11 protein-coding genes are annotated in these 13,980 nt (G+C 57.8%); 7 read left to right on the forward strand and 4 right to left on the reverse strand.

The genetic code is table 11. The annotated features are described in order from the left end of the window. Window positions 1-406 precede the first annotated feature (406 nt). The gene (gene arcA, locus FHW71_RS11695) at window positions 407-1,123 is read left to right on the forward strand and encodes a two-component system response regulator ArcA (protein WP_008108686.1); all 717 of its coding nucleotides are present in this window, start codon (window positions 407-409) and stop codon (window positions 1,121-1,123) included. A 46-nt stretch (window positions 1,124-1,169) separates the two neighbouring features. Here the strand turns inward: arcA and creA are convergent, their stop codons facing one another. Beyond that, entirely contained in the window at window positions 1,170-1,643 is a 474-nt protein-coding gene (gene creA, locus FHW71_RS11700) for a protein CreA (RefSeq protein ID WP_008108688.1), read from the reverse strand. A 194-nt stretch (window positions 1,644-1,837) separates the two neighbouring features. Between creA and robA the strand changes: the two genes are divergently transcribed. After that, on the forward strand, window positions 1,838-2,716 hold the full coding sequence (gene robA / locus FHW71_RS11705) for an MDR efflux pump AcrAB transcriptional activator RobA (RefSeq protein ID WP_008108690.1): 879 nt from the start codon (window positions 1,838-1,840) through the stop codon (window positions 2,714-2,716). Between the two features lie 49 nt (window positions 2,717-2,765). Here robA and gpmB read toward each other — a convergent pair whose 3' ends face one another. Beyond that, window positions 2,766-3,413 (reverse strand): 2,3-diphosphoglycerate-dependent phosphoglycerate mutase GpmB, encoded by a 648-nt coding sequence (gpmB, locus tag FHW71_RS11710; protein ID WP_061718168.1) that lies wholly within the window; start codon window positions 3,411-3,413, stop codon window positions 2,766-2,768. Between the two features lie 51 nt (window positions 3,414-3,464). On the opposite strand from gpmB, the gene yjjX reads away from it, so the two are divergent. Further along, window positions 3,465-3,986 (forward strand): inosine/xanthosine triphosphatase, encoded by a 522-nt coding sequence (yjjX, locus tag FHW71_RS11715; protein ID WP_008108694.1) that lies wholly within the window; start codon window positions 3,465-3,467, stop codon window positions 3,984-3,986. Here yjjX and trpR read toward each other — a convergent pair. Together trpR and sltY are read right to left on the reverse strand one after the other, a co-directional pair. After that, the gene (gene trpR, locus FHW71_RS11720; protein ID WP_008108696.1) at window positions 3,983-4,306 is read right to left on the reverse strand and encodes a trp operon repressor; all 324 of its coding nucleotides are present in this window, start codon (window positions 4,304-4,306) and stop codon (window positions 3,983-3,985) included. The two genes, yjjX and trpR, sit on opposite strands and share 4 nt — an antisense overlap. 44 nt (window positions 4,307-4,350) lie before the next feature. Continuing rightward, window positions 4,351-6,270, reverse strand: a complete 1,920-nt coding sequence (sltY, locus tag FHW71_RS11725) for a murein transglycosylase (protein ID WP_179451944.1) — start codon at window positions 6,268-6,270, stop codon at window positions 4,351-4,353. Window positions 6,271-6,528: 258 nt separating this feature from the next. Here sltY and atzF point away from each other — a divergent pair, with 258 nt between their 5' ends. Genes atzF through urtA form a run of 4 tightly spaced genes read left to right on the forward strand, consistent with a single transcriptional unit; the run spans window position 6,529 to window position 13,950 of the window. After that, window positions 6,529-8,325: an allophanate hydrolase gene (gene atzF / locus FHW71_RS11730; protein ID WP_179451943.1), complete on the forward strand. Its 1,797-nt coding sequence runs from the start codon at window positions 6,529-6,531 to the stop codon at window positions 8,323-8,325. 2 nt (window positions 8,326-8,327) lie between these two features. Further along, window positions 8,328-11,945: an urea carboxylase gene (uca, locus tag FHW71_RS11735; RefSeq protein WP_179451942.1), complete on the forward strand. Its 3,618-nt coding sequence runs from the start codon at window positions 8,328-8,330 to the stop codon at window positions 11,943-11,945. 9 nt (window positions 11,946-11,954) lie between these two features. After that, complete coding sequence (locus FHW71_RS11740; protein WP_179451941.1) at window positions 11,955-12,653, forward strand: GntR family transcriptional regulator; 699 nt, start codon at window positions 11,955-11,957, stop codon at window positions 12,651-12,653. A 28-nt stretch (window positions 12,654-12,681) separates the two neighbouring features. Next, window positions 12,682-13,950 (forward strand): urea ABC transporter substrate-binding protein, encoded by a 1,269-nt coding sequence (gene urtA / locus FHW71_RS11745; RefSeq protein WP_179451940.1) that lies wholly within the window; start codon window positions 12,682-12,684, stop codon window positions 13,948-13,950. Window positions 13,951-13,980 lie beyond the last annotated feature (30 nt).

The following is a 13,980-nucleotide window of genomic DNA, read 5'->3' on the forward strand; positions in this document are numbered from 1 at the left end:
TCATATCATTGAAATATAATTTCCTGCGTGTTTTAGTTTTGGTTGTATAAGGGATAAATGTAGCAAAAATGCTGCATTTTGTGAGCTAAACTAGCAATCCTGGAGAAGTTTTTCATAAAAGTGTTAACGTGCTACACTTGCATTTGATATAAGTCAACGAAGCGTTGTTTTTATGCTTATCGGTTGTTGTTGGTGCTGTTAGGTTGCTGTTAATACGGTTAGGATGAGCGCCTGTCCGATATCCTCGGGGCGTGCAAATATCCATCCTGGCTGGCTGAGCTAACACTGAAGTTGACGTAGATGGATGGTGTATTCCGAAGATTATTTCGTATACCGGTTGCAGCAAAATAGCGTAACCGACGTACGCCCTGTTTTCGATTTGTTGGCAAATTTTAGGTAGCGAAACATGCAGACCCCGCACATTCTTATCGTTGAAGACGAACTGGTCACGCGTAACACCCTCAAAAGTATCTTTGAGGCAGAAGGTTACGTGGTCTATGAAGCCACCGACGGCGCCGAGATGCATCAGGTTTTGACGGAAAATGACGTCAACCTGGTGATTATGGATATCAACCTGCCAGGTAAAAACGGTTTGCTGCTGGCACGCGAACTGCGTGAGCAAGCAAACGTCGCGCTGATGTTCCTGACCGGCCGTGATAATGAAGTGGATAAAATCCTCGGTCTGGAAATCGGTGCCGATGATTACATCACCAAACCGTTCAATCCGCGTGAATTGACGATTCGTGCACGCAACTTGCTGTCGCGTACCATGAATCTGGCGATGCCAAGCGAAGAGCGCCGTACCGTTGAAAGCTATCGTTTTAATGGCTGGGAGCTGGATATTAACAGCCGCTCACTGATCAGCCCGAACGGCGATCAGTATAAGCTGCCGCGCAGTGAATTCCGCGCCATGCTGCACTTCTGTGAGAATCCAGGCAAAATTCAAACGCGTGGTGACTTGCTGAAAAAGATGACCGGCCGCGAGCTGAAGCCGCATGACCGCACCGTGGATGTCACCATCCGCCGCATCCGTAAGCATTTTGAATCCACGCCAGACACGCCAGAAATCATCGCCACTATTCACGGCGAAGGTTACCGCTTTTGCGGCGAACTGCAGGATTAAGAGTTGAAAGAAAAAACGCCCGTCAGGGCGTTTTTTTATGTCTGCATTAATGCCACGGCATAATCGGCACGGCGCTCAGCGCATTCTTCGGCGATCCATCCACTACTTTGTCGGAATAGCTTAGGTACACCAGCGCATGACGTTTCTGGTCAAAGAAGCGCACCACCTGCAACTTCTTGAACACCAGCGATGTGCGTTTCCTGAACACCACTTCACCTTGCGCCTTGCCTTGTGCGATTTTATCGCTAAGCTCTACCGGCCCAACCTGTTGGCAGGAAATGGCCGAGTCGGACGTATCTTCCGCCAAACCCAATCCGCCTTTGATACCGCCGGTTTTTGCCCGGCTGATATAACAGGTTACATTTTTTACGTCCGGGTCATCGAAGGCTTCCACCACGATCTTATGATCGGGGCCAAACATCTTGAATACCGTGTCAACTGAGCCGATCTCTTCGGCCTGAACGCCAGCACTGAATACATATGTTGCCAACGTGATTATAAGAATACGAGCTATTGTCATTGAGTTACCATTGCCAATCGAATAGATGAGAATGTAATGTACTGTCAATCGGACACAGAACCAAACCTAAACGGGTTTTAACCCGCATTGACTTAGCACACTCGATTAGCAAACCGCCCCCACGCTTTTGTGCATTTCGTGCTATTATTCGACGACTTCATAGTTGCGCCACCAGAGAGTTATGAGGATGTTTTATGGACCAAGCCGGTATCATTCGCGATTTGCTTGTCTGGCTGGAGAGCCATCTGGATCAACCGCTTTCATTAGATAACGTTGCGCAGAAAGCAGGCTATTCCAAGTGGCATCTGCAGCGGATGTTCAAGGAAGTAACCAGCCACGCGATTGGTGCGTATATTCGCGCGCGTCGGCTGTCGAAAGCCGCGGTGGCGCTACGCCTGACCAGCCGCCCCATCCTCGACATCGCACTACAATATCGCTTCGATTCGCAGCAGACGTTTACCCGTGCGTTTAAAAAGCAGTTCAACCAAACGCCCGCCTGGTATCGTCGCTCGTCGGAGTGGAACTCGTTTGGCATTCGCCCACCGATTCGTCTCGACGACAACAGTATTCCGGAAGCGCAGTTTGTTACGCTGCCTGAAACGGTGCTGGTCGGCCAAACGCAGAGTTACTCCTGCACGCTAGAGCAGATTTCCAGCTACCGTGATGAGATGCGCATGCATTTCTGGAAGCAGTTCCTGCTGGAAACCGACACGGTGCCGCCGGTGCTGTACGGCCTGCATCAGGTGCGTGCAAGCCATGAAAAGGATGATGAGCAGGAGATTCTCTACACCACTGCGGTGCCCGCCGATCAGCTGGCAAAAAGCATGCAGTCGAATCAGAGCGTAGTGCTGGAAGCAGGAGATTATGTGCAGTTCACCTACAACGGTGCGCGCAGCGCGCTGGGTGAATTCATCCTGCTGCTGTACGGCACCTGCATGCCGACGCTGGGATTAGTGCGTCGTCAGGGACAGGATATCGAGCGTTTCTTCACGCACGGTGGTAAGAAGCGTAGCGAGCCGCCAACGGAAATCCGCTGCGAATACCTGATTCCGATTCGCCCACAAAACCATTAATCGTCGTAAGGTCGCCATTCATGGCGACCTCTTTATTCATCACATCCGATCAACGCTGCAACTCATCCAGCGCAGGCGCATCCAGATGCGACACATCGCCCGCCGTCTCAACCACCCAACCGGCCGCCAGCCACGCGCTCTGCTGATGATCCACGCGTGAAATCGAGCAGTTACGCAGACGCAAACGACGCTCCGCATGCGCAGGCAAACCGAGAATAGTGCTGACCAGCACGCCCAGCGCCATACCGTGGCTGACAATCAGCGGACGGCTACCTGCAGGCAGCTCGAGCAGCGCATTCAGCGCTTCGTGCATACGCGCTGCCATTTCCGCCATCGATTCACCACCCGGAATACGCCCCGCCGTGGTGCCATCCACCAGCGTTTTGCGCCAGTTTTCCTCTTCTTCGGTCAAGCCGTCGAGTGGACGTTGTTCCAGGCAGCCCATATTCAACTCGCGCAGCCGCGCATCGAGCGTAACGGTGCAGCCACACGCGTCGGCGATAATCTCTGCCGTACGACGCGTACGTCCCAAATCGCTGGCAATCACGTGAGTAATGCCCAGCGATTTCACCCGCTCGCCCACCTGATGCGCCTGCTGCTCACCTTTTTCCGTTAACGGGCTGTCAGACTGCCCCTGAATGCGTCGGGCCGCATTCCATACCGTTTCACCGTGACGAACAAGATAGACCTGTAGCATGCTTAATTTCCGTTATACTGCGACAAATTTGCCTCGAGGGTTCAAACAATTATGTACCATGTTGTCGCAGCCACCATCAACCCGGCAAAAATTCGCGCGATTGCTCAGGCGTTCAACGACGTTTTCGGCGAAGGATCCTGCCACATCGAAGGGGTTGAGGTCGAGAGCGGCGTCGCAGCCCAGCCACTTAGTGATGTTGAAACGCGAACTGGCGCACGCCAGCGGGTAGAGAACGCACGTCAGGCGCGTCCACAGGCCGATTACTGGGTGGCAATTGAAGCGGGCATTGAAGGCGATTGCGCCTTTGCGTGGATGGTGATTGAAAACGCGCAGCAGCGCGGAGAATCACGTTCGGCCAGCTTTACGCTGCCGCCGATTGTCGTGGCAGGCTTAGCTGCCGGGCATGAATTGGGTGATGAGATGGCACGCTTAACCGGCGTGGAAAATATCAAACACAAAGGCGGCGCGATTGGAGCCTTAACCCACGGCCTGCTGAGCCGCTCCAGCGTCTACCATCAGGCGTTGATTCTGGCGCTGTGTCCGTTCACGCATCCGCTGTACAGCCAACGTTAATCGCGGCCAAGACGCGCTTCCAGCCAGCGTTTCAGCTCTGGCGGCGCCTCTTTCAGGCTGTTAGAGCCACGCGTAATGGTGGCGATACCCACGCCCAACTCATTCTTCAGTTCACGCTGGCTCATCTCGCCACTCATCAACTCTTCAATAATGCGCAAACGCGTCCCGTAGGATTCACGTTCATCCGGCGTCATCATCAGTTGTAATAACGGCAGCGCTACGCCATCGGCAAAAGCGTTTTGCATCAGTTCGATAAAACGCAGCCAGTTATCTTCAACAGGCTGAGCCGATTCCGGCTGGGAAGAAAGGGGTTGGCTCATGAAGGGCTTCCGTACTCATTAACGAGTACGGAAGCATAGCACAGTCAATACTGGCGATTCCACTCACTGTCGGCGAGAATCTTGTCCGGCTTGCCCATGAAGTAGCGGTAATAGGCATCGTAGGCCAGCACGTTTTTCACGTAGCCACGCGTTTCTGAGAACGGAATGGTTTCGATAAACGCCACCGCATCCAGATTACCGCCGCTGGTTTTCTGCCAGCTGCGCACGCGTCCCGGACCAGCGTTATAGGCGGCCGTAGAGAAGATGCGGTTCTGACCAAACTGCTGATAGACATACTCCAGATACTGCGTCCCGATCTGAATATTGGTCTGCGGGTCCAGCAGCTGGCTGCTGTTCACATAGCCGGGAATGTTATACATCTTCACGGTATGCGTCGCCGTGCCAGGCATCACCTGCATCAGTCCGCTGGCACCCACCGGTGAACGCGCTTTCGGGTTCCACGCGCTCTCCTGACGCGAAATCGCCATCGCATAACTCTGCGGAATGCCTTTGTCGCTGGTGTATTCCTGATAAAGGTTTTGCCACGCCAGCGGGAAGCGCTCTTTCAGGCTATCCCACATTTTTGCAGTAATGGTGGCCTGCACGCTGAGATCCCACCAATCCTGCTCGTTGGCGTAACGCGCCAGCATCTGCTGCTGCGAACGGGTTTTGCTGGAGATCAGATTGGCCCATTCACTGCGCGCCAGGTTATCCAATCCCCAATACATCAGCTCACGCACGCGCGCCATTTCCGCGCCTTGCGTCACGGTGCTGTCAGCTGCCGGTGCCTTATCGACCTGCAACGGATACTCCACGCCCAAACGCTGCGCCGCGACCATCGGATAGAAGCCGCGCGCCTGCATCAGCTTACGCAGAATATCGTTGGCTTCCTCTTTACGGCCCTGCGAAATCAGCAAATCCGCCTGCCAGTATTGCCACTCATCTTTCTCTTTGGCTTCCACCGGCAAACGCGCGATCCAGGTATTAAGACCACGACGATCGTTCTGGCTCAGCGCCAAACGTACGCGACGCTCCACCAGCGCGGTGGATTCGCTGTTCATCACCACCGCATCACGCCAGCGCGCCTGCTCGCTGGTGAGATCCGCGCCCATCATGCGCCACACCACGGTCTCTTTCAGATCCTGCTCATCGGCCTGGCTCATCTTCTGCGCCTGCACCAGTTGCGGGATCATCATGCGCGCGTTGTCCATGTCCTCACGCGCCACGCGGGCGAAGGCGTAGCTGGTCGCCATGCGGGTGAAATCGGTTGGCCCCATAGTGCTGGCAAAGGTAGTGACGGTTTGCGGATTCTGCTGCAGCGCAATCAGCGCGCTGGCGGTGGTTTGATAATCCGCTGGCAGCATTTTCGCCAGGTAATTCACCAGGCTGTCGTTACCGGCTTTCATCGCCAGACGGATGCGCTCGAGGATGGTGATCGGCGAGAGTTGCCCGCTGGCCTGCCATACCGAGAATAGCTTGTCACAGTCGTTCGGTAACGCGGTGCCGCGCAGCCAAATCTCTTTCGCACCGGCAAACGCCGCCTGCTGCTGCCCGGTGGCCCATTTGGCGTAATACCAGTTACAGCGCGCCTGCACCGGCTTGGGTTCCTCCGGGCTGAAACTCAGCACGCCCTGCCAATCCTGACGGTTCGCCAGCACATTCACAAAGCGCGTTGAGAGCGAGCGCGCCGGTGGCAGCGTGGGATATTGTTGAATAAAGTTCTTCACCGCCAGCGGCGTCTCTTGATCGAGATCCTGCGCCAGCAGGCGATATTGCAGATACGGGTAGAGCGGATAATCCTGCAGCGTCGGCATCAGCTGCGTCACCTGGTCCATCTGTTTGTTATCCCAGGCTTGCTTGATTTGCGCATAGCGCTGTCGCTGCTGATCCAGCGAATCGGCCCATACGCTGCTGGCCGTGCTGACCAGACAGATCCCTAGCATCCAGTAACGCCACTTCTCCATTACGCTCTCCTCTCAGTGCTGCGATCCAGCTCATGCCAGACATCCTTCATGCTAACCAGGCCAACCGTCTCTTGCCATGTTCTTCACAAAATTTACGCTCGCGCACCGCCATTGCGCAGCGTTTGCGCCGCCGCTGTGCAATTTATCATCAGAAAAACTTATTACACATCAATTAACTACGCGGTTTCATCGGCTTACAAAAATGGCACGCGCTTTGCTCTGTTGAATTCCATCTTGTATACCAGTTGGAATTCACTCATGGCATCGACCTTTGGCTTTACGCTCCAGGATTGGCAACGCAGTTACCAACAGGATCCACAACAAATTACCGCCTTGCTGGCGGCCCATCTCGACGCAATCGACGCGCAGGATAACGCCTGGCTCTATCTCGCCACGCCCGCGCAGCTGCAGGCACAAATTGAACCGCTGCTGGCGAGTTATCAGCGCAATCCGGCCGCGTTACCGCTATTCGGCGTGCCGTTTGCGGTAAAAGATAATATTGATGTCGCTGGCTGGCCAACCAGCGCCGCCTGCCCGGCCTTCACCTACACCGCCGAAGCCGATGCCTTTGTCGTCGCGCAGCTCAAAGCAGCAGGCGCGGTGGTGATTGGCAAAACCAACCTCGACCAATACGCCACCGGCTTAGTCGGCACGCGTTCGCCGTTTGGCGCGGTGAGCAACACCTTCAATCCTGATTACGTCAGCGGCGGCTCCAGCTCAGGTTCAGCGTCGGTGTTGGCGCGCGGTCTGGTGGGCTTCTCGCTCGGCACCGACACCGCCGGTTCGGGCCGCGTGCCCGCCGGTTTCAACAACATTGTTGGCCTCAAACCGACCAAAGGCTGGTTCTCCGCCAGCGGCGTGGTACCGGCTTGCCGCCTCAATGACACCATTTCCGTGTTCGCGTTAACGGTCGAAGATGCCTATGCCGTGGCAACCGCAGCGGGCGGCTATGACGCGGGCGATGCCTATTCGCGCAGCAATCCGCACACCGCACCAGCCAGCTTCAAAGCGCAGCCCGATTTCGCCATTCCCGCCACGCCCGAGTTCTTCGGCGACAAACAGGCCGAAGCCGCTTGGCTGGCGGCGCTGGAGCAATTGCAGGCTGGCGGCGCAACGCTGCATCCGATCGACTTTTCACTATTCCATCAACTCGCCGAGCAGCTCTATTACGGTCCGTGGGTTGCCGAACGCACCGTGGCGGTGGGCGAGATGATCAATCGTCCGGAAGAGATGGATCCGGTGGTGTACGGCATCGTCAGCAGCGGCCTGAAATACACTGCGGTCGAAGCCTATCAGGCGGAATATCTGCGCGCCGAACTGACGCGCCAGATTCAGCAAACGCTGGCGCAGTTCGATGCGCTGGTGGTGCCCACCTCGCCAACCATCCATACGCTGGCCGAGATGCAGCAAGAGCCGGTGCATTACAACTCGCAGTTCGGCACCTACACCAACTTTACCAACCTCGCCGATCTCAGCGCGCTGGCGCTGCCTGCGCCGTTCCGTGCCGATGGTTTGCCCGCCGGCATCACGCTGATTGCGCCTGCCTGGCAGGATCGTGCGCTGGCCGGTTTTGGTCTGCGCTGGCAGCAGCAGATGGCGCTGCCGCTCGGTGCCACCGGCAAAGCGCAGCCTGCTCAACAAGACGCATTGCCGGTTTCCGCCGATCACGTGCGCGTGGCGGTGGTGGGCGCGCATCTCACCGGCATGCCGCTCAACTTCCAGCTCACAACACGCCAGGCGGTTTTAGTCGAAGAGACACAAACCGCCAGCAATTACCGCCTGTTCGCCCTGCTCGATGGCCCGATTAAGAAGCCGGGCCTGCTGCGTGGCGACAGCGGTGCGGCGATCACTGTGGAACTGTGGGATATCCCGCTGGCGCGCTTTGGCGAGTTCGTGGCGGAAATCCCGGCGCCGCTCGGCATTGGCTCGCTGACGCTGGCCGACGGTCGCATCGTCAAAGGCTTTATCTGTGAACCGGCCGTGCTGTCGCAGGCGCTGGAAATTACCGAATTTGGCGGCTGGCGCAACTGGCTGGCATCTCAGGGGAGTAAATAAGCATGTTCAGCACCGTTCTGATTGCTAACCGTGGCGAAATCGCCTGCCGCGCCATTCGCACCTTAAAACGCCTCGGCGTGAAAAGCGTTGCCGTCTATTCCGATGCCGATCGCAACGCGCGCCACGTCAAAGAGGCAGACGTCGCCATCGCCCTCGGCGGCGACAAAGCCAGCGATAGCTATTTACGCATCGATAAAATCCTCGCCGCCGCACAGGAAACCGGCGCGGAAGCCATCTGGCCGGGCTACGGTTTCCTGTCAGAAAGTCTGCCGTTTGCCGACGCCTGTGAAAAAGCCGGTATCGCCTTTGTCGGCCCGACCGCGCAACAGATTGGCGAGTTTGGCCTGAAACACCGCGCGCGTGAGTTAGCCGCCAGCGCGGGCGTGCCGATGACGCCGGGAACGCCGCTGCTGAGTTCGCTGGAAGAAGCCTTAAGCGCCGCCGACACCATCGGCTATCCGGTGATGCTGAAAAGTACGGCGGGCGGCGGCGGCATTGGCCTGACGCGCTGCGCCGACGCCGATGCGCTGGGCAATGCGTGGGAGAGCGTGCGCCGTCTGGGCGAGCAGTTCTTCAGCGATGCGGGCGTATTTCTCGAACGCTGCATCGACCGCGCGCGCCACGTCGAAGTGCAGATTTTTGGCGACGGCAGCGGCAAAGTGATCGCGCTCGGCGAACGCGACTGCTCGTTGCAGCGCCGCAACCAAAAAGTGGTGGAAGAGACGCCGGCACCGAATCTGCCGCAGGCAACACGTGAAGCGCTGCTCTCTTCCGCCGTTCGCCTCGGCGAACTCGTGAACTATCGCAGCGCCGGAACGGTGGAATACATCTACGACGCTGAGCAAGATGCTTTCTACTTCCTCGAGGTGAACACCCGTTTGCAGGTTGAGCATCCGGTGACCGAATGCGTTACCGGCCTCGACCTGGTTGAGTGCATGTTGAAAGTGGCGTCTGGCGATGCCATCGACTGGGCGCGCCTGCAACAGGCTCCGCAAGGCGCATCGATTGAAGTGCGTATCTACGCTGAAGATCCGCTGAAAAACTTCCAGCCAAGTCCGGGTGTGTTGACCGGCGTCTGTTTTCCGGATGATGTGCGCGTCGATGGCTGGATCGATACCGGTACCGAAGTCTCAGCCTACTACGATCCGATGGTCGCCAAGCTGATCGTGCATGCCGACACGCGCGCAGCGGCACTGGAAAAGATGCAGCAGGCGCTGGCCGCTACCCAACTGCATGGCATCGCCACCAACCTCGATTATCTGCGCCAGATTGTCGCCACCGACGCCTTCCGCAGCGGCAAAGTCTGGACGCGTTTCCTTGATAGCTTCACGCCAGCCGCCAGCGTGATTGAAGTGCTGCAACCCGGCACCTTCAGCAGCATTCAGGATTTCCCTGGCCGCCTCGGCTACTGGGATATCGGCGTGCCGCCGTCCGGCCCAATGGACGATTTCGCCTTCCGCCTCGCCAACCGCATTGTCGGCAACCACGACAGCGCCGCTGGTCTGGAATTCACCCTGCAAGGCCCCACGCTGCGCTTCCACAGCGATGCGGTGATTGCCTTAACAGGCGCCGATTGCCCAGCCGACGTCGATGGCGCAAGCGTTGCGTACTGGCAGCCCGTTAGCGTCAAAGCAGGACAAACGCTGACGCTGGGCCGTGCGCAGAGCGGCTGTCGCACCTACTTAGCGGTGCGCAACGGGTTCGACGTGCCGGAATATCTCGGCAGCCGCTCCACCTTCTCGCTCGGTCAGTTTGGCGGCCACGCCGGACGCACCTTGCGCATCGCCGACATGCTGCCAATCTCCCAGCCGCAGCTCGCCGCCTGCACCACGCCCGCACCTGTCAGCGCACCGCAGGCGCTCGATCATGCGCTGGTGCCGCATTACGGTACGGAATGGCGCATCGGTGTGCTGTATGGACCGCACGGCGCACCGGATTTCTTCACCCAGGCGGCGATTGATGAGTTCTTTGCCAGCGACTGGCAGGTGCACTATAACTCCAACCGCCTCGGCGTGCGTTTGGTTGGCCCGAAACCGACGTGGACGCGCGCCAACGGCGGCGAAGCCGGTCTGCATCCCTCCAACGTGCATGACTGCGAATACGCCATCGGCGCGGTGAACTTCACTGGCGACTTCCCGGTGATCCTGACGCACGACGGCCCAAGCCTCGGCGGCTTCGTCTGCCCGGTAACCATCGCCAAAGCTGAACTGTGGAAAGTTGGCCAGGTGAAACCGGGCGATAAAATCCGCTTCCACCCGATCAGCGCCGACGAAGCGGTGGCGCTGGAAAAAGCCCAGGCGCACAGCGTGGCCACCCTGCGCAGCAGCCACGCGCCAGCCTTTGAAGTGCCCTCTTTAGCGGCCAGCGCTATCGGTTCCGCCACCTTGCTGGCGGCGCTCCCCGCCACGGCAACCACGCCAGCGGCGGTTTATCGCCAGGCGGGCGACAAATATGTGCTGATTGAGTACGGCGATAACGTGCTGGATCTGGCGCTGCGTCTGCGCGTGCATCTATTGATGAATGCATTGCGTGAACGCGCGGTGCCGGGCGTGGAAGAGCTGTCGCCGGGCGTGCGCTCTTTGCAGGTGCGCTACGACAGCCTGATTCTCAGCCAGAAACAGCTGATGCAGCTGCTGCTGGAACTGGAAGCCGGGCTCGGCGATGTCAGCCAGTTGAAAGTGCCGTCGCGCATTGTCTGGTTGCCGATGGCCTTCGAAGACAGCGCCACGCTAGGCGCGGTTGAACGCTATCAAGAAACCGTGCGTGCCAGCGCGCCGTGGCTGCCAAATAACGTCGACTTTATCCAGCGTATTAATGGCTTAGCGAGCCGTGAAGCGGTGCGCGACACGATTTTCGATGCCAGCTATCTGATTCTCGGCCTTGGTGATGTCTATCTCGGCGCGCCCTGCGCGGTACCGATCGATCCACGCCATCGCCTGCTGAGCTCCAAATACAGCCCGGCGCGCACCTTTACCGCTGAAGGCACTGTTGGCATTGGCGGCATGTACATGTGCATTTACGGCATGGATTCACCTGGCGGCTATCAACTGGTAGGCCGCACGCTGCCAATCTGGAACAAATTCCTCAAAAACCATCAGTTCGCGGCCGACGAGCCTTGGCTGCTGCACTTCTTCGATCAGGTGCGCTTCTACCCGGTAACGGAAGACGAACTGACGCAGCTGCGCGATGACTTCCGCGAAGGCCGCGCCTCGGTGCGCATCGAAGAAACGGTATTCGACTTCGCCGCTCATCATCAATTCCTCGCGGAAAACGCCGCGTCGATCAGCGATTTCCGTCAGCGTCAGTCCGCCGCCTTCGAGCAGGAAGTGACGCTGTGGGCGCAGGAAGAGCAGAACGCGCCGCTCACCAGCGAAGAGACGTTGGTGGTGGCTGAAGCCGACGACGATGCGCTGGCGGTGTGCGCCGATATGAACGGCAACATCTGGAAAGTGCTGGTGCAGCCGGGCGACGCAGTGGAAGCCGGTCAAACGCTGATCATCGTGGAAGCGATGAAAATGGAACTGGCGATTGCCGCGCCGCAGGCAGGAACGGTGAAACGCATTGCCTGCCAGGCAGGACGTCCGGTGAGTCCGGGCGATGCCCTGCTGTGGCTGGAATAAGGAGTTTGCATGAACACGAGCCCTCGTAGCAAAGGTCGTCCGGAAGCGCTGGCCGAGAAGGTTTATCAGGCGCTGAAGCAGGACATTTTTGAGTTCCGCCTGATGCCGGGCGACCGCTTCAGCGAAAACGAAATCGCCGATCGGCTGGAAGTCAGCCGCACGCCGGTGCGTCAGGCGCTGTTCTGGCTGGAGCGCGAGGGCTACGTCGAAGTGTGGTTCCGCAGCGGCTGGCAGGTGAAGCCGTTCGACTTCGAATATTTCGAAGAGCTGTACGACTTCCGTACCGTGCTGGAGTGCGAAGCGGTGCGCCGCTTGTGCGCGCTGCCCGCACCGCAGTGCATTGACATGCTGACCGCGCTGAAAAGATTCTGGATCGATGCGCCGCCGCTGGCCGATGGCAAAGCCGTTTCGGCGCAGGATGAAGCTTTTCACATGGCGCTGGTGGCCGCCGCTGGCAATCAGGAGATGGCGCGCATCCACGCCGAACTGACCGAAAAAATCCGCATCATTCGCCGTCTCGATTTTACCCGTGACGACCGAATGGAGGCGACATACCGCGAGCACGCTCAGATTTTACGGGCGATTTTCCAGCAACAAACCGAGGAGGCGCAGCGCATTTTAACCGACCACATCGCCGTCAGTAAGGCAGAGGTCAGAAAGATCACATTGCATATGTTACAGCAGGCTCGACTTCAACCCATTGAATAACAATACAAACATAGTGAGGGGTTTACTGATGAAAAGACGTTCGTTGCTCAAGGCTTTCGCGCTCTCTGCCTCTGTTGCCAGCATGAGCTTTGCCTTCGCGGCACAGGCTGCTGACACCATCAAGGTGGGCATTATGTCCTCGCTCTCCGGCACCATGGCGATCTCCGAAACGCCGCTGAAGGATGTGGCGCTGATGACTATCGATGAGATCAACGCCAAAGGCGGCGTGCTGGGCAAAAAGCTGGAACCGGTGGTGGTCGATCCGGCTTCTAACTGGCCGCTGTTTGCTGAGAAAGCGCGCCAGTTGCTGACCCAGGACAAAGTGGCGGCGGTGTTTGGCTGCTGGACCTCGGTATCGCGTAAATCGGTGCTGCCGGTGTTTGAGGAGCTGAACGGCCTGCTGTTCTATCCGGTGCAGTATGAAGGTGAAGAGATGTCGCCGAACGTGTTCTATACCGGTGCCGCGCCGAACCAGCAGGCGATTCCGGCGGTGGAATACCTGATGAGTGAAGATGGCGGCAGTGCGAAACGCTTCTTCCTGCTGGGCACCGATTACGTCTATCCGCGTACCACCAACAAGATTCTGCGCGCCTTCCTGCACACCAAAGGTGTACAGGATAAAGACATCGAAGAGGTCTATACGCCGTTTGGTTACAGCGATTATCAGACCATCGTCTCCAACATCAAGAAGTTCTCTGCCGGTGGCAAAACCGCGGTGATCTCCACCATCAACGGCGACTCCAACGTGCCGTTCTACAAAGAGCTGGCCAACCAGGGCATCAAAGCCACGGATATTCCCGTGATCGCCTTCTCGGTCGGCGAGGAAGAACTGCGCGGCATCGATACTAAACCGCTGGTCGGACAGTTAGCGGCGTGGAACTACTTCGAGTCAGTGGATAACCCAACCAACGCCAAATTTGTTGCGGATTACCGCGCATACGCCAAGGCGCACAACTTACCGAACGCTAACACCGTGGTGACCAACGATCCGATGGAAGCGACCTACGTTGGCCTGCATATGTGGGCGCAGGCGGTAGAGAAAGCGGGCACCACCGATGTGGACAAAGTGCGCGCGGCGATGGCGGGACAAACTTTCAAAGCGCCAGACGGTTTCACCCTGACCATGGATAAAACCAACCATCACCTGCACAAGCCAGTAATGATTGGCGAAGTGGAAGAGAACGGTCAGTTCAATGTGGTGTGGCAGACCCAGCAACCGGTACGCGCCCAGCCGTGGAGCCCGTACATCGCGGGTAACGATAAGAAGCCTGATCATCCGGTGAAATCAACGCAGTAAAGAGTAGGGTCGCCATTTATGGCGACCTTC

The sequence above is a fragment of the Enterobacter sp. Sphag1F genome (assembly GCF_014193275.1).
GTDB classification, from domain to species: domain Bacteria; phylum Pseudomonadota; class Gammaproteobacteria; order Enterobacterales; family Enterobacteriaceae; genus Pantoea; species Pantoea symbiotica.

What these genes read in the sequence shown, in the direction of transcription:
- urtA (WP_179451940.1), top strand. Translation starts at nt 12,682, where the DNA reads ATGAAAAGACGTTCGTTGCTCAAGGCTTTCGCGCTCTCTGCCTCTGTT.
- atzF (WP_179451943.1), top strand. Translation starts at nt 6,529, where the DNA reads ATGGCATCGACCTTTGGCTTTACGCTCCAGGATTGGCAACGCAGTTAC.
- yjjX (WP_008108694.1), top strand. Translation starts at nt 3,465, where the DNA reads ATGTACCATGTTGTCGCAGCCACCATCAACCCGGCAAAAATTCGCGCG.
- gpmB (WP_061718168.1), bottom strand. Translation starts at nt 3,413, where the DNA reads ATGCTACAGGTCTATCTTGTTCGTCACGGTGAAACGGTATGGAATGCG.
- sltY (WP_179451944.1), bottom strand. Translation starts at nt 6,270, where the DNA reads ATGGAGAAGTGGCGTTACTGGATGCTAGGGATCTGTCTGGTCAGCACG.
- trpR (WP_008108696.1), bottom strand. Translation starts at nt 4,306, where the DNA reads ATGAGCCAACCCCTTTCTTCCCAGCCGGAATCGGCTCAGCCTGTTGAA.
- FHW71_RS11740 (WP_179451941.1), top strand. Translation starts at nt 11,955, where the DNA reads ATGAACACGAGCCCTCGTAGCAAAGGTCGTCCGGAAGCGCTGGCCGAG.
- arcA (WP_008108686.1), top strand. Translation starts at nt 407, where the DNA reads ATGCAGACCCCGCACATTCTTATCGTTGAAGACGAACTGGTCACGCGT.
- uca (WP_179451942.1), top strand. Translation starts at nt 8,328, where the DNA reads ATGTTCAGCACCGTTCTGATTGCTAACCGTGGCGAAATCGCCTGCCGC.
- creA (WP_008108688.1), bottom strand. Translation starts at nt 1,643, where the DNA reads ATGACAATAGCTCGTATTCTTATAATCACGTTGGCAACATATGTATTC.
- robA (WP_008108690.1), top strand. Translation starts at nt 1,838, where the DNA reads ATGGACCAAGCCGGTATCATTCGCGATTTGCTTGTCTGGCTGGAGAGC.